Origin of the sequence: Pseudomonas sp. P7758, from assembly GCF_013386485.1 — a bacterium.
Lineage (GTDB): Bacteria > Pseudomonadota > Gammaproteobacteria > Pseudomonadales > Pseudomonadaceae > Aquipseudomonas.
Genome location: NZ_JACARS010000011.1, coordinates 29,395 through 54,260, shown reverse-complemented (window position 1 = coordinate 54,260; position 24,866 = coordinate 29,395). Strand labels below are relative to the sequence as shown.

Below are 24,866 nucleotides of genomic sequence, written 5' to 3'. Positions count from 1 at the left end.
CAAAAACCTCACATTCATTCACGAATTATTAAGAATCGCCCTCGTATACTCGCTGATCGCCCGGACCGTTCCCCCGAACGGCCCCCTGCCCCGGTAGCCAGAATCCATGACGCGTTCCGCTCCTCTGCTGCTCCTGCTCGCTGCGCTGTTGTTCTTCTTCTCCCTTGGCAATCACGAGTTGCAAGGCTCGACCGAGGCCCGTGTGGCCGGGATCGCCATGGCCATGCACCTGGATAACGATTGGGTGGTGCCGCGACTGTTCCGTGAACCCTTCCTGGAGAAACCGCCGCTGAGCCTGTGGCTCGACGCCGGTGCGATCCGGCTGTTTGGCGGTACCACTTGGGCAGTGCGTCTGGCGTCCGCATTTGCCGGGCTGTTCAGCGTGATGCTGCTGTACGGGATGCTGCGCAAGTTTGGCCGGCCCAAGGCGCTGGCGTTTGTCGCGGGCCTGATGCTGGCGACCATGGCCAGTTACTGGAGCAACGTGCGCGGCGTGGGTGAGGATTCGCTGCTCACCCTCGGGGTTACCATGGCGCTGCTGGCGTTCTATCAGGCCAACCGCCCAGCATCGGAGCGCGACAGTTCCAACCTGGGCACCTGGTTGCTGTTCACCCTCGGGATGGTGATCGCCACCTTGAGCAAAGGGGTTCTGGGCCTGGCCATGCCTGGCGTGGTGATCTTCGTCTATCTGGCCAGTACCAGCCTGATGGATAAACGCTTCAAGCTCGGCGATTGGGTCAAGCCCGGGCTGTTCACGCTGCTGGCCCTGGTACCGCTGATGATCTGGCTGGGTTTCCTCTACCAGCGCGACGGGTTGCAGGGGGTACGTGAAGTGCTGCTGACCAACAGCGTCGGGCGTTTCAGCGGCTCGTTTGTCGAAGCCGGTCACTACGAGCCGTTCTATTACTACATCGTCAAGTTGCCCGAAGCGTTTTTGCCGTGGAACATCCTGGTGTACCTGGGGCTGTGGCATTTCCGCAAAAGCCTGGTGCGCAACCGCTACCGGCTATTTTTCAGCGTGTGGCTGGTGGCGCAGTTCACCCTGCTGACGTTCGCCTCCAGCAAGCGCACGGTGTACCTGATGGCGCTGACACCCGCCGCCGCCGTGCTGGCCGCCGAGTATGGCGGCGTGTTGCTGGGCTGGCTGAAAAGTCGCGGGCAGGTTTCCAACATTGCCGAACACGTTTATGAAAACCGACGGGGTCTGGTAGGTGGCTTCTTCACCGTGGTGGTGGCCTGCTACCTGATTGCCGCCTTTTGGTTCGCGCCCAAGGCGGATGTGCGCCAGTCGTTTGTGCCGATAATCAGCCAGATCCAGGCGATGCAGGCGCAGGGCAAAGAGGTGGTGCTGTATCAGGCCAACGAGCGAATCGCCGGCGCCGGGGTGTTCTACATGCAGGGCTATTTGACGATTCTGCAGACGCCGGAGGAACTCAAGAGTTACCTCGCGGCCAAACCCGGCAACGTGGCCCTGGTGGACAATACTGACCGGCTGAACGTCCCGGTGACGGTGGTCAAGGAGATGGCGATCAACCGTCAGCCGTACTATTTCGTCGAGCAGTAGGGCCTGTCACCACAGCGCCAGGTCGTACGTGAGGTAGACCCGGTAGTTGTCACGATCGCTCGCATAGGTCGAGCGATACGTGGCCTTGCGCAACTCGATGCCTACGCCTTTGAAGGTGCTGTCCTGGATCACGTAGCGCAGGTTGGTGTCCGACTCCCACTCACGGGCTTCGCGGCCCTTGTAGTCACCGTTCTGGCCCTTGTAGTAGCGGGTCATGAAGGTCAGGCCCGGCAGCACGGCGGCAAAGTCGTAGTCATAGCGCAGCATCCAGGTTTGCTCACCGGCCTGGATGAATTTGCCGACGCCGGCGTTGCTGAAGGAATACACCGTCGACACGCTGGCGTAGGGCAACGCGGTATCGCCGGTGACTTTCTGATAACCCACGCCCAGCGCCTGCGGCCCTAGCCGGTAGGTGAACAACCCGCTGAACATGTCGCTGTCGACCTTGCCATTGCGTGCCTCGCCCGCTTCGTTGCTGATGAAGTAACGCAAGTCGCTGGTCAGGCTGCCGGCACCCACTGGCTGTTTATGCACCAGGCCAAAGAACTGCTGGCGATAGAATTCACGCATTTCGCCGTAGTACCAGGTGCCGCTCAGCTTGGGCGTGAAGGCGTAGGTAGCGCCGGCAAAATCAAAGTCGCTGCCCTTTTTGCCGCTGTAGCCCTGGGGATAAATATCCACGCTGTCGGTAGAGTTTCGCAGCTTGAACTTGTCCAGATGCCCGGCGTGCACGTACAGGTTACGGACGCCGCTGTACTCGACCTGAGTGCCCTGGAATGTTTGCGGCAGCAGCCGGCCATCGTTGTACACCAGCACTGGAATCTTCGGCAGCAGCGTGCCGGTTTTCACCACGGCTTCACCGATGCGCATCTTCGCGGTCACGCCCAGGCTTGAGAATTCGCTGGCCGCGCGGCCATCGTCGTGCACGGGCAATAAGCCGGTGCCGGCATGGGCGCGGCTGGAGTCGAGCCTGATCCCCGACAACCCCAGCGCATCCAGGCCAAAACCCACCGTGCCTTCGGTATAACCCGATTGCAGGTTGAGCAAAAAGCCCTGGGCCCACTCCTTGCGGTCCTCGCCGCCGTCGCGGTAACCGTCGTTGAAATAGTAATTGCGCAAGGTCAATTTGCCGTGGGAATCCTCCCAGAAACCCTGGGCCATCAGTGCCGGTGACAGGCTCGCCAGCAAGCCCGTGCACACCACTCCTCCCCTCGTGAAAAGCTCACGCATAACCGTCTCCCGAATGCCGTATTGTGGTTTTTTATGGGCAGTTGCTGCCTGCGACACGCTGGACGGCGCGTCGCATTGCGGCGGACACTAACGGCTCCTCGAACGCCCGGCAACGTTATGCGAGAAGCGCATCAGGCTATGCGCAAAGCCCTCAAACCACAGGAAAATCACGGTGAATCTCAAGCAGCTCGAAGCCTTCAAGGCGATCATGTCCACCGGTTCGACCATCGGTGCGGCGACCCGCATGGGCCTGTCGCAATCCGCGGTCAGCCGGTTGTTGAGCCAGCTGGAAGAGGCATTGGGTTTCGCGTTGTTCCTGCGCAAAAAGGGTCGTTTGATGGCGACCCCGGAGGCTGAAGAACTGCTTGCCGAAGTGGCTGGCCTGGTGGACGGCATGCAGCGTATCCAGCGCCTGGCAGATGAGATGCGCGTGGGCCGTTCGCGCAAGAGCCTGATCAAGGTCGGGGTGCCCACCAGCATGACCCAGGAGCTGCTGCCGCGAATCGTCGCCGAGTTTCTCAAGGGCCGGGAAGACATCGTGGTCGAGCTGCTGACCGGTTCCTACGACATGATCGAACGGGCCGTGCTCGACCGTTCCGCCGACCTAGGTTTTGTGCGCTTGCCTACCGAGATTCCCGACTTCGAGATTGAACCGGTGCTGGAAACCGAAGGCGTGTGCGTGATGCCCGCTGAGCATCCGCTGACCCGCCACGCCTGCATCGAAGTGCAACACTTGCGGGACGTGCCGCTGGTAATGCTGGGCCGGCAACGGGCCCTGCGGGCGGAGTTGAACCAGGTGTTTCGCGCAGCCAACCTGACGCCCCAGGTGCGGGTGGAAGTGCACTCGGTGGGCGCCGCGTGCAGCTTTGTCGCCGAGGGGTTGGGGGTGTCGATCGTCAATGGTTTGCTGGCCAGCCACTTCATGCATTTGCCGATTGTGGCCCGCCCGTTTCGACCGGCATTGCCCTATGCATTCGGCCTGGCGTTTCGCGCGGATGAACCCAGGTCCAAGGTGGTGACGGCGTTTGCCGAGCACCTCAAGCACCGCCTGGCCGCACAAAACGCATAGCCCAACCCAGCCCGCGCATAACGTTGTCGCCGTTAAAACTTTGCCCTAGTGTCCGCTCCACAAGTGTCACCCGACACAACAATAACAGCGCACACCGGGGCAACCAGCATGACCGAACCGCAGATCGTCCGTACCCACTCGCCCACTGAAACGCCGGTGGAAAAACCCGCGCAGCGCAAGCAGATCAACCCGGCCATCATTCTGCTGAGCATCGTGCTGCTGGCTGTCGCCTTCACCTACGCGGTGAACTCGGGCAAGTTCCAGCGCCAGAACGGCCTGGTGGTTCCGGGCTCCTATCAGGTGCTGGAAAAGCACGACTCCCTGGGCCAACTGTTCTCCCTCGAACCGCGCAAGGCCAGCGATACGGTCGCTCGGCCGGTATCGTTGGTCGAGGGCTTCATGGCCATTCCCCAAGGCATCGAAAAACGCGCTGCGCTGATTTTTATGGTGCTGTTCATCGGTGGGATGTTCGGCGTGTTGAACAAGGCCGGTGTGATTGATGCCGGTCTTGAACGCCTGCTGGGGCTGACCCGGGGCAATATCTACGTGCTGGTGCCCAGCCTGATGCTGGTGTTTTCCGCCGGCAGCACCTTCATGGGCCTGGCCAAGGAATTCATCCTGATCGTGCCGTTGATGGTGGCCATGGCCAACCGCCTGGGGCTGTCGAACCTGATCGGCCTGGCCATCGTGGCCATCTCGGTGAAGATCGGCTACCTGGCCTCCATCTCCAACCCGGTAGCGCTGTCCGTGGCGCAGCCGATGGTGGGGCTGCCGATTTTCAGCGGCCTGAGCATGCGCGTCCTGGCCTACTGCACGTTCCTGCTGGTGGGCATCGCGTTCGTACTGTGGAGTATCCGCAAGCATGGGTTTGATGCCAGCGCGCAGATCACCTTCGAACGCAAACCGCTGTCCCTGCGCCATCTGCTGAACCTGATCGTGCTGGGGGCCGGCATTGGTTTCCTGGTGTACGCCTCTAACCGCTGGGAGTGGAAATACCACGAGCTGTCGGCGTTCTACCTGCTGCTGACCGTGGCGTTCAGCGTAATCGCCGGGCTTGGCGCCAGCACCGCCGCCAGCGCCTTTGTCGACGGCATGAAAAAGGTGCTGATCGCCGGTGTGTTGATCGGCCTGGCGACCGCCGTGGAAATCATCCTCAGCACCGGCCAGGTGCTCGACACCATCGTCAACAGCCTCGCCAATCTGGTGGGCGATCATGGCCCGGTGGTCTCGGCCTACGGCATGTTCTTCGCACAACTGGGCCTGGATGTACTGATCCCGTCCACCTCGGGGCAGGCGGCGGTGACCATGCCGATCTTCGGGCCGCTGGGACAGCTCTCCGGCGTCAGCCCGCAAACCACGGTGTTCGCGTTTTTGATGGGCAACGGCCTGACCAACATGATCACCCCGACCTCCAGCGGCCTGTTGGTATTGCTGGCCACCGCCAACGTCGGCTGGGGCCAGTGGGCACGCTACATCCTGCCGCTGTTTCTGATCTATGCGGTGCTGGCGATGGTGTTGTTGGCCATTGCCGTAGGCACCGGGTACTGACCCCATGAGTGTTTTCCCCATGCAGACGTTGCACAACCAGATGATCGCCATGCGCGACGGCATCCACCTGGCCACCGATATCTACTTGCCCCACGGTCCAGGCCCTTTTCCGGTGGTGATCGAACGCACCCCGTACGACAAGAGCAAACCATCGCGCTCGGAAATCCAGCTCGACGGCCAGCATATTTCCCGCGAGCAAATGGCCGCGCGGTTCACGGCCCAGGGCTTTGTCGCGATCTTCCAGGATTGCCGCGGGCGCTATGCCTCCGAAGGCGTGTTCACCAAATACACCGCCGAGGGCGAAGACGGTTGCGACACCCTGGCCTGGATCGTCGAGCAGCCGTGGTGCAACGGCAAGATTGGCAGCATGGGCCTGTCCTACGCCGCCCACACGCAACTGGCGATGGCCTGCCTGCATCCGCCGGGCCTCGCCAGCATGGTGCTGGACAGCGGCGGCTTCGCCAACGCCTACCAATGCGGGATTCGCCAGGGCGGCGCGCTGGAGCTCAAGCAGGCCACCTGGGCGTTTCGCCAGGCCAAGGAAAGCCCGGCGGCACTGGCGGATCCGAAGATCCTCGAAGCCCTCGAACAGGAAGACATCCACCAGTGGTTCAAGCGCATGCCGTGGCACGCCGGGCAATCGCCCCTGCGGCATGTGCCGGAGTACGAAGCCTATCTGCTGGAGCAGTGGGCCCAGGGCGACTTCGGCCCGTACTGGCAAGCGCCGGGCATCTACGCCGAGGGGCATTACCACGATCTGCCGGATATCCCGGTGCTGTTCATGTCCAGTTGGTACGACGCCTATGTCAGTTCGACCCTCGCCAACTACGCGGCGTTTTGCGCCGGCAGTACGGCGCAGCATCAGTTGATCATGGGCCCCTGGCTGCATGGTGATCGCAATATCACTCACAGTGGCGATGCGCAATTTGGTGCACCAGCGGCCTTCGACGGGCAGGTGGCGAAAGACTGGCTGAGCTGCCGCCTGGACTGGTTTGAACGCACCCTCAAGGGTTCGCCGCTGCCCGCCCCCGCGGCGGTGAAGGTGTTCTTGATGGGCGGTGGCACCGGTGAGCGCGATCAACAGGGGCGCTTGCAACATGGCGGGCACTGGATCGACAGTCATCAATGGCCGCTACCGGATAGCCGGCAACTCACCCTGCACCTCACCGCACAACGCCAACTGCAACCTGAACCGCCGACCACCGAGGGCCAGCTCAGCTACTGCGCCGACCCGGCCGATCCGGTGCCGACCATCGGTGGCGCCCTGACCTCCGGCGCGCCGATTTTTGTCGGCGGCGCTTTCGACCAACGCGAGCGGGCGGACTTCTTCGGTACCCGTGGCGACCAGCGCCTTCTGGCCGAGCGCAGCGATGTCTTAAGCTTCCAGACCGAGCCACTCAGCCACGACCTGATCGTCGCAGGCCCGCTGCGCGTGGAACTGTGGATCGACAGCGATGCGCCCGACACCGACTTCACCGCCAAACTGGTCGACGTCTACCCGGACGGCTACGCCATGAACATCACCGACGGCATCCTGCGGGCCCGCTACCGAAACACCTGGGAGCACCCCACCCTGCTGACCCCGGGTGAGCGGGTCAAGGTGGTGATCGAACCCTTCGCCACCTGCAATCTATTCCAGCGCGGCCACCGGTTGCGCCTGGATATCGCCAGCAGCAACTTCCCGCGCTTTGACGTCAACCCCAACAGCGGCGAAGCACCCGGCCAGGCAGAACATCCCAGGGTGGCGCGCAACACGCTACACCTGAGTACCGATTGCCCGTCACGCCTGATACTGACCGTGGTCGAGGCCTTGAGTAACTAACTACCGCCATTCACACGCCGAGACTGCGCACCCTCAGGGACCATTGACTCCCTGAGGACCGGCCATGCCCGCCCAGCCCCCGAACACATCACCACTTACCCCGGAACAACTGAACGGCTACCTGCTGCAAATCGGTCATCGTCTACAGATTTTCCCCAACGGCCACGCACCGGCAGCGCAGTCTTCTACCGAGTTGCTGGAGGTGCAGGCATTGCACGCCGCCCTGGCAGAAGAAAGCCGCTGGAGCCTGCAGAACGCACAAGTGCATTACACCGTCCCCGGCGACTGGCTGATCCAGGGCGAGCCCGGCCGGTTGAACCGCACGCGCATCAGCCAGGCATTGCACAAGAAGCTGGCCGCCCTGGAAATCGAACGGCGGCCCAACGGCCATCTACGCAAGAACTGGATACTCGACAGCCACCAGCCGATGCTGGAGGCCGAGGCCAGGCTGAAGGTCAAGGATCGCCTGCTCAGCCCTGCCGACCAGCTGCTGGTGACGAATATCGTCAGCGGCCCCGAGCTGCGCCCGGGTATCCATCGCCTGACGTTTCGCTACCGCCAGCAGACCATCGAGTTCGCCGGGGCGTTCGTCCTCACGCGCAGCCAGACACCGGCCACCCATCTGGAGATCGAGGACGGTGATGTGTTGCTGTTCACCCCTTCCAGAGGCCTGGAGGCTTTCACCTCGCTCAAGCATCTGGATCGCACGCTGCAAGAGCGCATGAAGCAGTCGGCCTGGCGTCAGGAACTGCTGCAACACTTGCCGCGCCGTTACCAGCACTTGCGCGCGGCGAGTATCTGGCCGCTGGTGCCAGAGCCTATCGACAGCCTCCCGCTGAACGAACACACCTACAATGCCCTGCAGGACAAACAACATCAGGACATCGCGTTTGCCCTTGGCCTGGACGGCCACCCCGCGCCGACAGACGTCGCCAGAATGACCCTCGAACTGGACCAGGCGCTGCGCTGCTCGCCTTGGGACCTGTCCTCGCGCCTGGAACTGCGCGCGCAGCAGTTACTGGAAAAACTGCTGCACGAATCCGCTCCCGACTGGTACCGCAGCGCCAATGAGGCCCAGCGCAAAACCCTCGCCGAGCACCTGCGCACCTATGAACACCTCAGCCTGCAAGTGCTGGCGCTGCTCGGCCCGGCGGCCTCGCCGGAGGCCATGGCGCGCCTGCAATTGCTTGAGCACCTGGACGACGACCTGGATATCCAGGGCCTGATCCCCGAGCAACTGCAGATCAGCACCGAGCGCACCCTGAAGTCAGGCAACTCGTACAACCAGCACAACAACCTGGTGCAACTGGCGGTACGTGGCTTGCACCGTGGCGATGAACACGCCGATTCCGAGTTTCTCGAGCACACCCAACTGACCTACGCCCAGCAGCCATTGCCGCCCGAGTTCCAGGACGTCACCCCGGCTTACCTCGCCGACCTGCTGGCCAAGGTTCAACCAAGCCTGAGCTTCGCCGAAGAACAAAAGCGCGCCCACAGTTTGCCCGCCGTACAGGAAGCCATGCAGCAGATGCTCGACAGCCGCCTGCACGCGCTGGCCTACAGTGCATCGTTGCAAAACCATATCAGCGCGGACGACTACGCACTGCTGCAAACCCTGAGTGAAGGCCCCTCGCCCACACTCACTGCCTGCTGTCTGTTCCTGCACAAGGCTCCGCTCAAGGACCTGTGGGTGCTGCGCCAGACCGATGCAACGGGCGCGGTCAAACGCTTGCTGCTGTGCACGCCTCACGCGCCACGCGCCGAACAGTTCCAGGCCTTTGGCAGCGAGCGGGAATTGCAGGCGCATATCCTCGGCTGGAGCCAGGAGATAGCGTCCGCTCCCGGTTCGCGCAGCATGAAAGACTACCTGCTTGAACAGTTGGTCAGCCGGATCCGGCCCAAATACAGCGCGATGCTTTCCGCCCTGGGTTTTACCCCGGCCAGCCTTGAGTATTTGATGATCAGTTTCGGCGCGCCCTCCACCTATGAGGCCTGCCTGGTGGAAATGAGCACCACGACGCTGGCCATGCAGGCCGATGAATACCTGTATCAGATGCCCAAGTGGCTGAGCCAGGCATCGGCAGCCGACCGACAGAAACTCGCCGATCTCAAGGAACAGGCACTGGGCGCGGCACAGGCCTACGCCGCAAGCCCGGGTAGCCCACAACAGTTTCCCGACTTCGACAGTTACTTGCACAAGGCGGCAAAAGCCGCCCTCAACCAACTGCTCGGCAACCCGATCCCGGCGGTAGACCCAAACCTCGTGGGCGTGATCACCCCGCGCGAACGCGTCAGCTACACCACGCTGTACCGCAATGGCTACGACGCCAGCCTGGGCTTTATCAACCCCGACGCCAGCACCACCGCGCAGTTCAAGGGACCGCCCGGCGTCGACCTGAGTCGACTCACCGCGCAAACGGTGAGCAACTCGGTCAGAGGCACCTGGATCGGTGACCGCTATGTCGCCGAGGTCGAGAAAACCCTGCTGGACCCGCAAGGCCCCCACTATGCATGGCGCCGCAATATGGCCCTGGAGGTTGCCCAACTGCACATGCACGTCGCTGCGCTTGAGTGCTGCCTGCAAGGCTGCCTGGCAACAAGCGACCTGGCCTGGCTGGAAAAAAGCATCGACAGCCTGGCCGATAACAGCGATGCCGTGCGCAATCGGTATCGGCTCTATCCCCTGCACATCAGCGGCCAAGTGATCGATGGCTGCTACCTGTTCCACCACGCCAACGACCTGCCCCTGCTCTACACCCCGCACGCACCGGATGGCATCGCCTTCAGGCCGCAACGGGAATTCAACGAACGCCTGAAAAACCTTGAAGGCATGGACACCTACTACATCAGCCGGGTCGCCAGCGTTGAGCGCGCGGCGTTCGAGCCGAGGTTGCATGCGTTGGTGGCCGGCCTGCCGGCACAGCTCAAGGGGGTGTATTCCAAGCCGGTGTTCGACGAAGTGCCTCGCACCGCACTGCCGCTGAAGAACCTGCATTACCACACCTACGACAAAAAGCTGCGTCACCGTATCGACGAAGTCAAAAGCACCACCACCGGGCGCTTGCAGATGATCATGGAGCTGGTCAGCGTGATCGGCGAAATCACCATTGCCGTGCTGACCGCGCCCTTCCCGGCACTGAGCCTGGCCTTGGGCGGCTTGCTGGTGTTCAAGGATTCGATGCTCGCCCTGCATGCCTACAGCCGCAACGACACCGCCGCCGCGCTGGGACACTATCTGGGTGCGCTGCTCAATGCCGGCGGGACGTTGTTGACCGACCTGCGACCCCTGCTGTTCGCCCCCGTCAAGCTCGCCCGTCCGCCGTTACGCCATATTGCCCGGGTGACCAAGGACCAACAGGCCATGAGCTTGATCAAGCAACTGCAACCGCAGCCCCCATTGCCCCAGGGCATGCAGCCTGTGCTGTTTGCCGGCGACAGCCTGTGGGCCTCGCACACCCCGGACAGCCTGGGGCGATTCCTGTTGTTTCGCTACGACAACACCAGCGGGCAATTGCGCTCCACCGGCAAGCTGGTGAACCAGACGGTGGACGGCCAGTGGCAGCGCTCCGGTGTCATCGGTGGCATGCCTGGCCCTGAAAGACTCGGCCAGCCCTATGAGTTGTCGGAAAAGTTTCGTCGCGACGTATCGGCTGTCATCGCCCCCGAGGACCGGTCGGCGCTGTTCCTGCAAATCGCCTACCTGGATCGAGACCTCAATACCCACAGCATCTGGATCTCGCGTCGGCAACTCGCCCCGGCACTCAAACAGCACCTGGACAATGTCAGGGCCCTGACGGATGACGCCGACGCGTTTTTTGCACGGTTGCCCGCCGTGGTTCCCCGGGCCGAAACCCTGAACCCGGCGCCAGACATCGCCCTGCGTGATTTGCTTAAGCTGCTGATCGATGACGCGCACAACCTGGTGGTAGGCGAGGCACCGTTTTCCACCGTGGCTAAACAGGTGCTGATCGAAAACATGCAGTACCTGCGCGAACTGAACGTGACGGTTCTCTATATCGAGCCGCTGTGGCGCGACATTCATCACTTGAAAACCCACTCACGGTTTTCCAGTGGTTTCTCCAAACGGGCCGAGGGCCAGCTCAAATCCATCGACAAGGAAAATTACCGCGACCCCGACGGGTTGCACGGCCACTGGATGCTGGTAAACACCGCCCAACAGCACGGAATTGAGGTCAGACCGTTGAACGCCTCAAGCTCCTACGACCTGGAAAACACCCTGTGCCTGTTTGATTCACGCCCGGCCCCGATTCGCGCCAACCGGCTGACCAACTTTTACTCTCACACCCTCATCAACGATGACCAGGCGAAAAAACCGGGCGAGCGCTGGATCGCGTTGGTTGATCAAAAACGCATGAGCACCTATCGCGGCACGCCGGGCCTGGCCGACCTGCAAAAGAGCATTGCCCTGCGGGTCGACGACGCCTTCGACCAACCCACCCGAGTCATCGCGGATGTGGCCGGCGGCATTCCCGGCGATGCCCTGGCCAAGGGCGACCTGAAGCTGTCGTTGCACACGGCACGCCAACCGGCGCCGCACCCGGGCCCCTCGGTGGAGCGCTCACACGCGCTACGGCCAACGCGCCCTCTGCCTGTTGAGGCGCCGCGCCACTTCAGCACCTTTGACCTGCCCCATGAACACCTGGGCCTGATCAGCGAGGAAATCACCTTGCCGATAGGCACGCGTGAAGCGCTCTTCGCCACCGCCTACAGGGAGACCGCCAGCAGCCGTCGCGCGGCGCAAACCACCTTCGACCAGACCCGCAAAAAACTTCAGGATCAGGCCCAGGCGTTTTTTACCGAACACACACCGCCTGCTCGGGGAGCACTGCCTGCGGTCGACCCGACCCTGGATGAGGCGAAATTTATCGATCAACTGCTGGACACCGCCGATGGCCTGGTAGTCGGCGAAGCCCACGCCGGTACATCGAGCAAAGGCTTCCTCAGCCGGCACATGGAATACCTGAAGGGCCCGCGAGAAGTAAAAACCCTGTACATGGAGCAACTCACCACCGAGCTGCATCAGGCCGACCTGGATATCGTCCACAGCCTGGGCTTTATGCCAGATGAACTGTGGAGCTACCTCAACGCATTGGACAAAGGCCACGGCGTACCGGCCGACAGCCCCTACGGTTTTGTCAGCCTGGTGCAGGTGGCGATGAAGCATAACGTGCGGATCCGCGCACTCGACTGTGTCGCCAGCTTGCGGGTGGACGGCATGCCCGCCTCCAGGACATCAATGTTCAACTACTTTGCGACCCAGGTGATCCGCGCCGACCAGCTTCAACAGGGGCCACACAAGTGGGTCGCACTGGTAGGCGAAACGCACGCCAATACCCATCGCGGCGTGCCGGGCATTGCCGAGCTCAACAACGGCATCAGTCTACTGCTGGACGATGTGCCTCCCGGCTCGGCCAGCGGCTTTGTGCGTGAGCCCGCCAGCGTCCAGGCGCTGCCGCGCGAGCAGCAATGGCCATTGGTGCGCTACGACTTCAAGAAAAACGTCGAAGTCGCCGGTGCGCCATTGCCGCTACCTGCCACGCCCGCACCACCCCTCAGCCTCGAACAACGCCTGCGGCGCAAAGGCGACTACCTGCTTCAGCGCACCCTGGACGACGGGTTGGAGATGGTCCATAAAAACCGCGACGGCGTACTGGTCCACACCGCGTTGCAGCAGGATGCCAGGGGGCACTTCGTCAATCGCTGGAACCTGGATGACCGCCGTTTCAGCAGCAGGGAAGCGTTGATCAACATCATCACCACCAGCAAAAGAATGCGCCAAGTCCACTGATTCTCGCACCGCCCTCTGCATGAGGGCGGTGCGACCGCTCGTCGCTCACGTTCCATAAATCCTGCCCTCACGAAAAAACCGTTTCAGCTCTCGCCAGGGCTGCCGATACCTCCTGACTACCCATCGGCTGGTCGCTACTTCCAGCAACCGGATGTACCCGCAAATCTGTTCCTGGAGGAATGCGATGAATAGTTGGTTCGGCAACATCAGCGTCAATATGAAACTGGGCCTGGGCTTCGGCCTGGTACTGGTCCTCACCTCGATCCTCGCGCTCACCGGCTGGACCAGCCTGGGCGGCCTGATCGACCGCAGCAACTGGATGAGCGACATCACCCAGCTCAACGCTTCACTGACCAAACTGCGCATCGTGCGCCTGCAATACATGTTGGCCAACGGCGACGAAGCCGTGGCGCAAAACGTGCAGACCAACCTCGACAGTTTTGTGGCCCAGCAACAGAAGCTGCTGGACAGCTTCAAGAGCCCGGACAACCTCAAGCTGCTCAATGAGCAAAAAGCGATCATCACCGCTTACCAGCAGTCCTTGAACAAAATGCGCGAGGCCTACCGCAACGGTAACGCCGCGCGCCAGGTCATGGGCGACAAGGCTGACATCGCCAATGCGCAGATCAGTGCCCTGGACGCCAGCGTGCGGCAGATGCCCGATAGCGCCGAGCGCTTTGCCCAGTTCGAGGCCGTGACCAGCGCCAAGGAACAGTTCCAGTTGGCCCGCTACGAAGTGCGCGGCTACACCGGCAACGTCAACGCCGAGACTGAAGCCCGTGCCGCCGCGCAGATCGAGAAAGCCATCGACGGTCTGAAAGGCCTGCACGCAGCGTTTGGCGCCAGCCAACAGCCTGCACTGACAGCCCTGGAAACCGCCCTCGGCGCCTATCGCAGCGCGGTGCAGAACTACAAGGCGGCCAACGCCAACATCGTCTCGGCCCGGGCAGAAATGACCACCCAGGGCACCGACATTGTCACCATCAGCGACAAGCTGTACGACATCCAGCTGCAACGCCGCGACGCCGAAAGCGCCCAGGCCCGCAGCCTGCAACTGATCAGCACATTGCTGGCCTTGCTGGTGGGCATCGTGGCGGCCGTGATCATCACCCGCCAGATCACCCGCCCACTGCGCGAGACCCTCGCCGTGGTGGAGCGCATCGCTTCCGGCGACCTGAGCCACAACATCCAGGTGACCCGCCGCGACGAACTCGGCGTGTTGCAACAGGGCATCCAGCGCATGGGCACTACCCTGCGTGAACTGATCAGCGGCATCCGTGACGGCGTGACCCAGATCGCCAGCGCCGCCGAAGAGCTGTCGGCCGTGACCGAACAGACCAGTGCCGGGGTCAACAGCCAGAAGATCGAGACCGATCAAGTGGCCACCGCCATGCACGAAATGACTGCCACCGTGCAGGAAGTCGCACGCAACGCCGAACAAGCGTCCCAGGCTGCCTCGGCCGCCGACGGTGAAGCCCGTGCCGGTGACAAGGTGGTGGCCGAAGCCATCGCCCAGATCGAACGTCTGGCTGCCGAAGTGGCACGCTCCACCGACGCCATGACGCACCTGCAACAAGAGAGCAACAAGATCGGCAGCGTGATGGACGTGATCAAGGCCGTGGCCGAGCAGACCAACCTGCTGGCGCTCAACGCCGCCATCGAAGCCGCCCGTGCCGGTGAAGCCGGTCGCGGTTTTGCGGTGGTCGCCGATGAGGTGCGCGGCCTGGCCCAGCGCACCCAGAAATCCACCGAAGAAATCGAAGGCCTGGTGGCCGGTTTGCAGAACGGCACCCAGCAAGTGGCCGCCGTGATGAACAACAGCCGCAGCCTCACCGACAGCAGCGTCGAACTGACGCGCAAGGCCGGTGTGTCACTGGAAAACATCACCCGTACGGTGTCGAATATCCAGTCGATGAACCAGCAGATCGCCGCAGCCGCCGAGCAGCAGAGTGCCGTGGCGGAAGAGATCAGCCGCAGCATCGTGAATGTGCGGGACGTGTCGGAGCAGACTGCAGCGGCCAGTGACGAGACGGCCAAGTCAAGTGTGGAACTGGCGCGTTTGGGCGGGCAGTTGCAGCAGATGGTCAGCCATTTCCGGGTGTAAATCCCAGGCACAAAAAAGCCGCCCCGGTCGAAACCGGGGCGGCCCACTTCTCAGACCTTAACGGTCATCAAAGCTGTCCCGCAGGAATTTCCACACGTGATAAACACGCAGGGAGTTCACTACGAGGTCCCACGTACGTCGTGCAAACTTGGACATACTCGGCCCTCTATCAGTTGGGCCTACCTCCAGCGCACTTACCGGAACACGTGAGCCTTCGGACGCAGGTCAATGCTTCCAGTGAGGCGGCCGGGCTTTGGGTCCTCCCGCATGAATCCGGCACGGATTACTAGCCCGTGGCGTTCGGTCCATAAATTCGCGCGCGTACCCAGCCCACCTACAAACGACATACACAGAACGGGGGCGATACTAACCAACATCCCGCTCAAAGGTGTGACCTGGGAGAACTAATCCACCGGTAACGCTCCAAGAATTTATTGCCAGTTTTTGCAGTCGCCCTTAAATAGCGTAGATCTCAAAGAACTGAAAACACCGAGTGTCACCAGGCCTTGCGTGATGCCTGAACCGACAGTAGTATCCGGTCAGCAGGTCAATGCTTCCGGTGAGGCGCAACCCCAGCCGCGAACTGGGATTGCAATAAAAAACCGCCCTACTAAGGCGGTTTTTTATTGCCTGCGATTTATGCGCGCAGCCTCATCTGCTGACTTCTTCAACAAACACCAACCGGTTCCCCGACGGGTCGCTGATGCTCATCTCGCGGCTGCCCCATGGCGTGTCTTCAATCCCCGGCTTGGCGTTGCGGTAATGCTTGGCCAGCAACTGTTGCTGGTACGCTTCCAGCCCTTGAGCCTGAATCCGCACCGCCGCACCTGGCGTGCAATCGCCATGGTGCTCGGACAAGTGCAGCACGCAGTCCCCCAGCGACACCTGCAGGTACAGCGGAAAGTTGTCTTCAAACCGGTGCTGCCAATCGACCTTGAACCCCAGGAAGTCGACGTAGAACTCCAACGTTTTGGCCTCGTCGAAACTGCGCAAGATGGGGGTGACTTTTCCTAAGTGCATGGCGATTGCTCCGTATTTGAGAGCGGCCACTATACGGCCGCAAATCCCTTTCGCAAATCCCCACTGCGCGCCAGGAATCGTCCGGGACGCTGCCCGTTGGCCTGCCCGTCTCTGTAGCTGAGCACGCCATTGACCCACACACCGTCAATCCCTTCCGCCGCGCGCTGCGGCTCTTTGAAGTCCGCCACATCCCGCACCCGCAACGGATCAAACAGCACCAGATCGGCCCAGTGTCCTTCACGGATTTCACCGCGCTCGGCCAAGCCAAAGCGCGCTGCCGACAAGCCAGTCATCTTGTGCACGGCGGTGTGCAGCGGGAACAAGCCAAGGTCCCGGCTGAAATGCCCCAGTACCCGGGGAAACGCGCCCCACAGACGTGGATGAGGAAACGGATCTTCCGGCAAACCATCCGAGCCAATCATCGACAGCGGATGTGCCAGGATGCGCTGCACGTCGGTCTCGTCCATCCCGTAATACACCGCCCCGGCGGGTTGCAGGCGGCGGGCGGCGTCCATCAGCGGCACCGCCCACTCGGCGGCGATATCCTGCAGATCCCGCCCGCCCATTTCCGGATGCGGCGCAGACCAGGTGATGGTGATGCGAAACGCATCGGTGACTTGCTTGAGGTCCAGGGTCGAAGAGCTGGCCGCATACGGGTAGCAATCGCAGCCCACCGGGTGGGTCTTCGCCGCGTGTTCCAGCGAGGCCAACAACTGCGGACTGCGCCCCCAGTTACCGGCGCCCGCGCACTTGAGGTGGGAAATGATCACCGGCGCCTTGGCATGCCGGCCGATCAGAAAAGCCTCGTCCATCGCCTCCAGCACCGGTTCGAATTCGCTGCGCAAATGGGTGGTGTACACCGCGCCATACGCCGTCAGTTCTTCACTCAACTGCAGCACTTCATCGGTCTCGGCGTTGAAGGCGCTCGCGTATGCAAGCCCGGTGGATAAACCCAGGGCACCGTCCGCCAGACTCTCCTGCAACTGCACGCGCATCGCGGTGATTTCACCCGGCGTGGCGGTACGGTGCAGGTCGTCCATATGGTTGCTGCGCAGCGCGGTGTGGCCGATCAGCGCCGCCACATTGACGGCCGGGTGGGCGTTTTCCACCGCCGCGCGGTAATCGCTGAACCGTGGGTAGGCAAAGGCCTCGGCGGTGCCCAGCAGGTTCATCGGGTCCGGCGGATCAGCCTGCAAGCTCACGGGCGAGGCGCTGATGCCGCAGTTGCCGACAATCACCGTGGTCACGCCTTGGCTCAGCTTGGGCAGCATCTGCGGGTGACGGATCACCACCGTGTCGTCGTGGGTGTGCACGTCGATAAACCCCGGCGCCAATACGCGCCCGGTGGCGTCGATTTCATGCTCGGCGCTGTCCCGGGACAGGTCGCCGATCTTCTCGATACGCCCCTCGTGCACCGCCACATCGGCGACATAGCCGGGGGTGTTGCTGCCATCAATGATCAGCGCCTGGCGGATCAGCGTGTGGTACTTCATCTCAATCTCCAAGCGGCAGGCTGTCAGGGCCACCGCGATAATCGTCCAGGGCCAGCTTGATCCGTCGCAGGCGTTCCTGGTTGTCGTCCGGCATGGCCAAGGCCAGCTCGGTAGCGAGCACATCGATGGCCAACAGCATTCCGTAGCGCGCCGCCGTTGGCTTGTAGATAAAACTGGTTTCGGCCGGTTGCAGCGGCAGCAGCACGTCGGCCAACTGCGCCAGCGGGGAGTCCGGCAGGGTGATGGCGATGATTTTTGCGCCGTAGTTGCGTGCCAGCGCCACCACGCCCAATACCTCCGGGGTGATGCCGGTCAGCGAGCAGACGATCAGCGCATGCTCCGGGCCCAGGGTGGCGGCGGTCACGCGCATCATCACCGGGTCGTGGCAGGCGTTGATCGCGTAGCCCAGGCGCACCAGGCGCACTTGCAACTCGTCGCTGCACAGGCTCGACGGCCCGCCCATGCCGAACGCGTGGATCATCCGCGCATTGCCCAGCAGGCTCACGGCGTCGACAAAACTGCGCTGGTTGAAACCGGACAGGTGCCGGCGCAACGTCGCCTCGATATCGCTGAGAATCTGCCTGTGAAACGCCGACTGCTCCGGCAGGCCCGCCGGGTCGAGGAAACGGCTGCCGACACCGCTGGCCTGGGCCAGTTGCAGGCGCAGATCACGCAGGTCGCGGCAGCCGACGCTGCGGGCAAAACGCGACAAGGTGGCGGTGCTGACCTCGGCCCGTTGGGACAACTCTTCCAGGCTGGCGGACGCTGCAAAGCCGACATCATCGAGCATCAGCCTGGCGATACGCCCTTCGCCGGCGCTGAAGGAATCCTGGCGGGCGCGGATCTGGTAGAGGATGTCCATCGGTTCGGCTCCGGGTTACAAGATGCAGGACAAACCATAAGTCAGACCGAAGGCGACCACCGAAATCAGGGTTTCCAGCACGGTCCAGGTCTTGAAGGTCTGGATCACCGTCATATTGAAGTATTCCTTGATCAGCCAGAAGCCGCCGTCGTTCACGTGGGAAAAGATTACCGAACCCGCACCAGTGGCCAGCACCAGCAATTCCGGGTGGGGATAACCCAGGCCCATCGCAACCGGTGCAACCACGCCTGAGGCCGTGGTCATGGCCACGGTGGCCGAGCCGGTGGCGATGCGCATCAGCGCGGCGAACAGCCAGCCCATCACCAAAGGCGACAGGTTGAAGGCGTGGGCCAGGCCGAGGATCTCATTGGTGACCCCGGCGTCCACCAGAATCCGGTTCAAACCACCGCCCGCGCCCACCAGCAAGGTGATGCTGGCGGTCGGTGCCAGGCATTCGTTGGTGAACTTGAGGATCGATTCGCGGTTGAAACCCTGGGCCAGGCCCAGCGTCCAGAAGCTCACCAGGGTCGCCACCAGCAGCGCAATCACCGAGTTACCGATAAACAACAGGAACTGGTTAAAGGCGGTGCCCGGTGTGGAAATCAGGTTGGCCCAGCCGCCGATCATCATCAGCACCACCGGTAACAGGATGGTGCCCATGGTCAGGGCGAAACTCGGCAGGCGGGTGCGCGGCTCGCGGTCGATGAACTGGCGTTCCAGCGGGTTTTCCGCCGGCAGGTGAATGTGCGGCACGATAAATTTGGCGTACAGCGGGCCGGCAATGATCGCGGTGGGTATGCCGATCAAAATCGCATACAGCACCGTCTGCCCGACCGAGGCGTTATAGGCCAGCACCGCCATCATCGCCGCCGGATGCGGCGGCACCAGCGCATGCACCACCGACAAGCCGGCCACCATCGGCAGGCCGACCATCAGGATCGACACGCCCACCCGCCGCGCCACGGTAAACGCGATCGGCACCAGCAACACAAAACCGACCTCGAAAAACAGCGGCAGCCCCACCAGGAACGCGATACAGACCATTGCCCAGTGCGCGTTACGCTCGCCGAACCGGTTGATCAGCGTGCGCGCCACCTGCTCGGCGCCACCGGACTCGGCCATCATCTTGCCGAGCATGGTGCCCAGCGCGACCACCAGCGCAATATGCCCCAGCGTCTTGCCGACGCCGGCCTCGTAGGAGCCCATGATCGTATCCGCCGGCATTCCGGCCAACAGCGCCAGGCCGATAGACACCAGGGTGATGACGATAAACGGGTTGAGCCGGTAACGCGCGATCAATACGATCAATGCAATGATGGCGATGGCGGCGTAGATCAACAGCCAATACCCCGGTGATGCGGCCATGCGGTACTCCTCGGAAAGGGTCACGTCGAATAGGTTGTGAAATTCATAAATCATTACCGAGGTGTATTTTCAATTTTTATGAAAGTAATTTTCGCCCACAGACAAGCCCTGTCGCGCAGGGATATGCCCAGGGTCAGTGGATGAAAATTCGGGGGGCGTTTTTACATGAAGATCGCCGGGGCTGGAAACTCAACTGCGCAGGCCGAGTCTTAGACTGCACACCGACTCATGACCAGGAAAACCCAGAATGAATCGTAACCCCCTGCTTGTTCCTTTCGCCGCCGGCGCACTGTTGCTGGCCTTGTGCGGCACGGCCTCGGCCGATGAGAACCCGGCCCTGAAAAAATGCATGGACGGCGCTAACACCACCGCCGACATGGTCGATTGCAACGCCAAGGAAACCAAGGTGCAGGACGCGCGCCTGAATACCGCCTACAAAACCGCGATGACCGCGATGGAAGGCAACCGCAAGCAGCAGCTGCAGGACGTACAACGCCAGTGGCTCAAGTTTCGCGATGCCAATTGCGGCTTCATCGGCTCGGCCACCGGCGGCACCATTGATCAGGTCAACGGCTCCGGCTGCGTGCTGGACATGACCCAGACCCGCGCCCAGGAACTGGAAAACCTGGTCGGACCATGATCGTTCCCACGCTCTGCGTGGGAATGCATCCTGTGACGCTCCGCGTCACGATTTTAAGAGCGGACGCGGAGCGTCCAAAGCGGCGTTCCCACGCAGAGCGTGGGAACGATCATCGCACTTCAACAACGGTCAGTCGTGCTGCACCCGGGCGCGCTTGAGCAGTTTGCGGCAGCGCTCGGACAGGTGCAGTACCCGCAAATGCTTGCCGGCCTTGGTGTAGCGCTCGCGCAAGGTCATCAACGCAGCAATCGCCGAATAGTCGACGAAGCTCAAGTGACGGCAATCCAGCGTCACCTGGGCCGGGTCGTTGGCCGGATCGAAGCGATTCAAAAACGGCGTGGTCGAGGCAAAAAACAGCGTGCCGTGCACCCGATAGAGTTTGCTGCCGTCCGCTTCCATATGCTCATCCGCGTACAGCTCGCGCGCCTGCTGCCAGGCGAAGTTCAGCGCCGCAATCACAATCCCGCACAGCACCGCCGTCGCCAGGTCGGTGAACACGGTAATCACCGTCACCGCCATGATCACCAGCACGTCGTTGAGCGGCACCTTGTTGATCACCCGCAGGGACGCCCAGGCAAAGGTCTGCTGGGACACCACAAACATCACCCCCACCAGCGCCGCCAGCGGAATGCGCTCGATCAGCGGTGACAGAAACAGAATGAACAACAGGATCATCACCCCGGCAAATACCCCGGAGAAACGCCCGCGCCCGCCGGAGCTGAGGTTGATCACGGTTTGCCCGATCATCGCGCAGCCGCCCATGCCGCCGAACAGGCCCGAGACCATGTTGGCGGCACCCAAGGCCACGCTTTCGCGGTCCGGGTAGCCGCGGGTTTCGGTGATTTCGTCGGTGAGGTTGAGGGTCAGCAGGGTTTCCAGCAGGCCGACCATGGCCATCAGGATCGCGTAGGGCGCGATGATGTGCAGGGTTTCGAGGGTCCAGGGAATCTGTGGCAGCGCGAAGGTCGGCAGGCCGCCGGCGATGTGGGCCATGTCGCCCAGGGTGCGGGTCGGCAGGCCGAGCAGGTACACCGCCAGGCCTACGCCGAGGATCGCCACCAGGGCTGGCGGTACGGCGCGGGTCAGGCGCGGCAGCAGGTAGACGGTGGCCATGGTTGCCGCGACCAGCCCGGTCATTACGTACAGCGGCGTGCCGCTGAGCCAGGTGTCACCGCTTTTGAAATGCTCCAGCTGCGCCAAGGCAATGATGATCGCCAGGCCGTTGACGAACCCGAGCATCACCGGGTGCGGCACCATGCGCACCAGCTTGCCCAGGCGCAACAGGCCGAAGGCGACCATGATCAACCCGCCCAGTAATACCGTGGCCAACAGATACTGCACGCCGTGCTGCACCACCAGCGCGACGATCACCACCGCCATCGAGCCGGCGGCCCCGGAGACCATGCCGGGCCGGCCGCCGAACAGCGCGGTGAGGGTGCAGATGATGAATGCGCCGTAGAGGCCCATCAGCGGGTTGAGATGAGCCACCAGGGCAAAGGCGATGCATTCGGGCAGCAAGGCAAAAGACGTGGTGAGTCCGGCCAGGGCGTCGGCGCGCAGACGGGTGAGGTTCATTGAAGTACCGGGGAGTTGCGGGGGATAAGGCTGGGGATGGTACGGAATTGGGCGGGGTGGGGCTAGTGTTGGGTAAGACCGTTGGACCGAGTCGCCCCTTTCGCGAGCAAGCCCGCTCCCACATTTGACCGCATTCCAAAGTTGGAACTCGGTTAAGTGTGGGAGCGGGCTTGCTCGCGAAGAGCTCGCCTCGGTCTCAAGCGAACATCACACCATCTCGTTGCGAATCCACTCCACTACGGAGGTCCGCTTCGGCGCCCATCCCAGCAATTCCCGGGCATGCTTGCCGCGAACCCGGCTGTTGGAGCCCAGGCCATAGTTGGCCATTTCATAACCCCACTCGGCCTCGGCATCCGCCAATGGCCAATCCTGTGGTTTACCCAGCTTCAGCGCTTCGGCAATCGCGGTGGTCATGTCGACAAACGCCGCTTCGCCACTCTCCACAAAGTAGAAAGTGCCCGGCACATTCTTTTCCAGCGCCAGCACGTACAACGCAACCACGTCTTCAATGTGCACGTTGGACCAGATGTTCTGCCCGGTGCCCACATGCCGCACTACACCGCTTTTGCGTGCCTGCTTGAGCAAGCGTGGCAACTGCACGCTGTCGCGCTTGACGCCCAGGCTGTGACCGTAGATCAGGGTGTTGCAGATCACTGCCGAGTTCACGCCATCTTTGGCGGCAGCCAGGATCAGGTTGTCGATGGCCACGCGAGCAGCCTTGTCGACAGTCGGCGCCGGCAGGTTGTCTTCAAAGTAGATGACATCGCTGGACTTACCGCCCGACGCATCGCCAACGATGCTCGAACCGCTGGTGTGCAGGAAGGTTTTGTTGGAACCGCGCAGCGCGGCCAGCAAGGTTTCCACGGCGCCGCGATGGTCGCTGCTGGCGGCGTTGATCACCGCGTCAGCTTTCTTCGCCTGCTCGGTCAACAGCGCGCTGTCATCCAGCGTACCGATCACCGGCGTGATACCCAGTGCCGTCATTTCCGCAGCCTGTTCGGTGCTGCGCACCAGGCCGGTGACGTTATGGCCGGCCTTGACCAGGCCAGTGGCGATGGAACCGCCGATAAAACCGGCAGCGCCGGTGATGAATACGTTCATGGAGGTGTCTCCCTGCGTGAGTAATTGATGGACTCAGTATTGCGGACCTATCCATTCCGAATAAGTCCGTATTGCCCAATTCAATCTTGCGCAGAGGTCACGAATCAGCTGGCGTAGCTGGCCAGCTTGCCCTGGATAAAGTCCAGGAAGCACTGGATGCGCAAGGCCAATTGCGAGTTGCGGTAGTACACCGCATTGATCGGTTGACGATAGCCGCTGTTGAACTCGGCCAGCACCGGTATCAGGCGCCCGGTCTTGATGTCCTGGGCGGTCATGAAGTCCGATAAACAGGTGATGCCCTGCCCTTCCAGCGCCAGCTGGCGCAAGGTTTCACCGCTGGAAGCGGCAACGCCAGGCTGGATTTGCCAGCGATCGCCGTGCACATGGCGCAACGGCCAGTGGTTGAGGGTTTCGGTCTGGGTGAAGCCGAGCAACGTGTGTTCGGCCAGTTCGGCAACGGTGGTGGGCGTGCCGTGCTGTTTCAGGTACGCCGGGCTGGCGAGGATATGCAGCGGGCTGCACCCCAGTGAGCGGGCGTGCAACGTCGAGTCGGCCAGGGCACCGATACGGATCGCGATGTCGGTGCTCTGTTCCAGCAGGTCGATGATCAGGTCGTTGCTGTTCAGTTCCAGCTGGATATCCGGGTACAGGCCACGAAACTCGGCGATGTACGGCACGATCGCATGCAGCATGAACGGCGACGCCGCGTTGATCCGCAGGCGCCCCGACGGGGTTTGCTGGCGCGACGACAGGCGTTCTTCCAGGTCGTCCATCTGCTCGAGGATCACCTTGGCCCGCTCGAAGAAATACTTGCCCTCTTCGGTCAGGTCCATGCGCCGGGTGGTGCGATTGATCAGGGTGGTGTCGAGCTTGGCTTCCAGGCGCGACAAGGTGCGGCTGACCGCCGACGGCGTCTGCCCGACCTGCTCGGCTGCGGCGGAAATCGACCCGCATTCAATCACGCAGACGAAGATCTGTAGCTCATCGGATCGGGCTTTCAACGTGAATCCTCTTTATAGCGGCTGCACGGATACTAGCCGCATTACAGACTCAGGTTAAACACCTGTGCCAGATGCTGTTCATAACGCGCCACGTCGGCTTCGATGGCCGGGCGTTTCATCACGTCCACGCACAGGAAGGTCGGCAGGCCGGTCATGCCGAGGAACTCGTTGGCCTTGTGGAACGGGAAATACACCGCGTCCACGCCCTTGGCTTCGAAGAAGTCGGTGGGGTCGTCGAACGCTTGCTGAGGAGCGTTCCAGGTCAGGGACAGCATGTATTGCTTGCCCTGGATCAGGCCGCCGCTGCCGTATTTCTGCGACGAGTCGGAGCGGGTGCGGCCGTCGCTGGCGTACAGGCTGCCATGGCCTTCGGTGAAGACTTCATCGATGTACTTCTTGACGATCCACGGGGCGCCCATCCACCAGCCGGGCATCTGGTAGATGATCACGTCGGCCCAGAGGAATTTGGCGACTTCTTCGGCCACGTCGTAGCCGGCGTCGATGTGGGTTTCCTTGACGTCGATGCCGCCACGGTCCAGTACCGCCAGGGCGGCTTCATGCAGGGTGCTGTTGTAGCGACCGTCGGAATGGGCGAATTTCTTACCGCCGTTGAGCAGGAGTACTTTTTTCATAGGGGGTGCCTAAAGATTAAAAATGTCTGAA

Annotated in this window: 16 protein-coding genes and 1 pseudogene; 8 read left to right on the top strand and 9 right to left on the bottom strand. The window is 62.1% G+C overall.

Annotated features, from left to right (window positions below):
• Positions 1–106: 106 nt before the first annotated feature.
• Complete coding sequence (locus HX873_RS02320; RefSeq protein WP_177122313.1) at positions 107–1,564, top strand: glycosyltransferase family 39 protein; 1,458 nt, start codon at positions 107–109, stop codon at positions 1,562–1,564.
• A 6-nt stretch (positions 1,565–1,570) separates the two neighbouring features.
• On the opposite strand, the gene HX873_RS02315 is transcribed toward HX873_RS02320, so the two are convergent.
• Entirely contained in the window at positions 1,571–2,794 is a 1,224-nt protein-coding gene (locus tag HX873_RS02315) for an OprD family porin (protein ID WP_177122312.1), read from the bottom strand.
• A gap of 172 nt (positions 2,795–2,966) precedes the next feature.
• Between HX873_RS02315 and HX873_RS02310 the strand changes: the two genes are divergently transcribed.
• The 6 genes and pseudogenes from HX873_RS02310 to HX873_RS31995 all read left to right on the top strand — a co-directional run bounded on the left by HX873_RS02310 (position 2,967) and on the right by HX873_RS31995 (position 15,146).
• On the top strand, positions 2,967–3,863 hold the full coding sequence (locus HX873_RS02310) for a LysR family transcriptional regulator (RefSeq protein WP_177122311.1): 897 nt from the start codon (positions 2,967–2,969) through the stop codon (positions 3,861–3,863).
• A gap of 108 nt (positions 3,864–3,971) precedes the next feature.
• Positions 3,972–5,411 (top strand): YfcC family protein, encoded by a 1,440-nt coding sequence (locus HX873_RS02305; RefSeq protein ID WP_177122310.1) that lies wholly within the window; start codon positions 3,972–3,974, stop codon positions 5,409–5,411.
• A 19-nt stretch (positions 5,412–5,430) separates the two neighbouring features.
• A complete protein-coding gene (locus tag HX873_RS02300) occupies positions 5,431–7,233 on the top strand; it encodes a CocE/NonD family hydrolase (RefSeq protein ID WP_177122343.1) in 1,803 nt (600 codons plus the stop codon).
• Between the two features lie 64 nt (positions 7,234–7,297).
• Positions 7,298–13,042 (top strand): membrane-targeted effector domain-containing toxin, encoded by a 5,745-nt coding sequence (locus HX873_RS02295; RefSeq protein ID WP_177122309.1) that lies wholly within the window; start codon positions 7,298–7,300, stop codon positions 13,040–13,042.
• 151 nt (positions 13,043–13,193) lie between these two features.
• Positions 13,194–14,291, top strand: a pseudogene (locus HX873_RS32000) (methyl-accepting chemotaxis protein); the annotation flags it as partial.
• Positions 14,283–15,146 (top strand): methyl-accepting chemotaxis protein, encoded by an 864-nt coding sequence (locus HX873_RS31995; protein WP_371132985.1) that lies wholly within the window; start codon positions 14,283–14,285, stop codon positions 15,144–15,146. The pseudogene HX873_RS32000 and the gene HX873_RS31995, both read left to right, overlap by 9 nt.
• Before the next feature lie 651 nt (positions 15,147–15,797).
• On the opposite strand, the gene HX873_RS02285 is transcribed toward HX873_RS31995, so the two are convergent.
• Genes HX873_RS02285 through HX873_RS02270 form a run of 4 tightly spaced genes read right to left on the bottom strand, consistent with a single transcriptional unit; the run spans position 15,798 to position 19,940 of the window.
• Entirely contained in the window at positions 15,798–16,166 is a 369-nt protein-coding gene (locus HX873_RS02285) for a glyoxalase superfamily protein (protein ID WP_087693433.1), read from the bottom strand.
• A gap of 29 nt (positions 16,167–16,195) precedes the next feature.
• Complete coding sequence (locus HX873_RS02280; RefSeq protein ID WP_177067897.1) at positions 16,196–17,659, bottom strand: amidohydrolase family protein; 1,464 nt, start codon at positions 17,657–17,659, stop codon at positions 16,196–16,198.
• Between the two features lies 1 nt (position 17,660).
• Positions 17,661–18,521 (bottom strand): MurR/RpiR family transcriptional regulator, encoded by an 861-nt coding sequence (locus tag HX873_RS02275; protein ID WP_102604479.1) that lies wholly within the window; start codon positions 18,519–18,521, stop codon positions 17,661–17,663.
• Between the two features lie 15 nt (positions 18,522–18,536).
• Positions 18,537–19,940, bottom strand: coding sequence for a gluconate:H+ symporter (locus HX873_RS02270; protein ID WP_177122308.1), 1,404 nt, complete (start codon positions 19,938–19,940; stop codon positions 18,537–18,539).
• A gap of 193 nt (positions 19,941–20,133) precedes the next feature.
• Between HX873_RS02270 and HX873_RS02265 the strand changes: the two genes are divergently transcribed.
• Positions 20,134–20,526: a lysozyme inhibitor LprI family protein gene (locus HX873_RS02265; protein ID WP_003212286.1), complete on the top strand. Its 393-nt coding sequence runs from the start codon at positions 20,134–20,136 to the stop codon at positions 20,524–20,526.
• A gap of 129 nt (positions 20,527–20,655) precedes the next feature.
• Here the strand turns inward: HX873_RS02265 and HX873_RS02260 are convergent, their stop codons facing one another.
• From HX873_RS02260 to HX873_RS02245, 4 genes are all read right to left on the bottom strand, one after another.
• A complete protein-coding gene (locus tag HX873_RS02260; protein WP_177021606.1) occupies positions 20,656–22,101 on the bottom strand; it encodes a SulP family inorganic anion transporter in 1,446 nt (481 codons plus the stop codon).
• Positions 22,102–22,308: 207 nt separating this feature from the next.
• Complete coding sequence (locus HX873_RS02255; protein WP_177122307.1) at positions 22,309–23,202, bottom strand: NAD-dependent epimerase/dehydratase family protein; 894 nt, start codon at positions 23,200–23,202, stop codon at positions 22,309–22,311.
• A gap of 104 nt (positions 23,203–23,306) precedes the next feature.
• Entirely contained in the window at positions 23,307–24,203 is an 897-nt protein-coding gene (locus tag HX873_RS02250) for a LysR family transcriptional regulator (protein WP_017478506.1), read from the bottom strand.
• 41 nt (positions 24,204–24,244) lie between these two features.
• Positions 24,245–24,835 carry an NAD(P)H-dependent oxidoreductase gene (locus HX873_RS02245; protein ID WP_008436691.1) on the bottom strand — a complete coding sequence of 197 codons (591 nt, stop codon included), beginning with the start codon at positions 24,833–24,835 and terminating at the stop codon, positions 24,245–24,247.
• Positions 24,836–24,866: the final 31 nt, after the last annotated feature.

Coding starts and splice junctions, on each gene's coding strand:
- HX873_RS02305 (WP_177122310.1), top strand. CDS start 3,972: ATGACCGAACCGCAGATCGTCCGTACCCACTCGCCCACTGAAACGCCG.
- HX873_RS02285 (WP_087693433.1), bottom strand. CDS start 16,166: ATGCACTTAGGAAAAGTCACCCCCATCTTGCGCAGTTTCGACGAGGCC.
- HX873_RS02275 (WP_102604479.1), bottom strand. CDS start 18,521: ATGGACATCCTCTACCAGATCCGCGCCCGCCAGGATTCCTTCAGCGCC.
- HX873_RS31995 (WP_371132985.1), top strand. CDS start 14,283: ATGGGCACTACCCTGCGTGAACTGATCAGCGGCATCCGTGACGGCGTG.
- HX873_RS02265 (WP_003212286.1), top strand. CDS start 20,134: ATGAATCGTAACCCCCTGCTTGTTCCTTTCGCCGCCGGCGCACTGTTG.
- HX873_RS02280 (WP_177067897.1), bottom strand. CDS start 17,659: ATGAAGTACCACACGCTGATCCGCCAGGCGCTGATCATTGATGGCAGC.
- HX873_RS02255 (WP_177122307.1), bottom strand. CDS start 23,202: ATGAACGTATTCATCACCGGCGCTGCCGGTTTTATCGGCGGTTCCATC.
- HX873_RS02260 (WP_177021606.1), bottom strand. CDS start 22,101: ATGAACCTCACCCGTCTGCGCGCCGACGCCCTGGCCGGACTCACCACG.
- HX873_RS02320 (WP_177122313.1), top strand. CDS start 107: ATGACGCGTTCCGCTCCTCTGCTGCTCCTGCTCGCTGCGCTGTTGTTC.
- HX873_RS02245 (WP_008436691.1), bottom strand. CDS start 24,835: ATGAAAAAAGTACTCCTGCTCAACGGCGGTAAGAAATTCGCCCATTCC.
- HX873_RS02295 (WP_177122309.1), top strand. CDS start 7,298: ATGCCCGCCCAGCCCCCGAACACATCACCACTTACCCCGGAACAACTG.
- HX873_RS02315 (WP_177122312.1), bottom strand. CDS start 2,794: ATGCGTGAGCTTTTCACGAGGGGAGGAGTGGTGTGCACGGGCTTGCTG.
- HX873_RS02270 (WP_177122308.1), bottom strand. CDS start 19,940: ATGATTTATGAATTTCACAACCTATTCGACGTGACCCTTTCCGAGGAG.
- HX873_RS02300 (WP_177122343.1), top strand. CDS start 5,431: ATGCAGACGTTGCACAACCAGATGATCGCCATGCGCGACGGCATCCAC.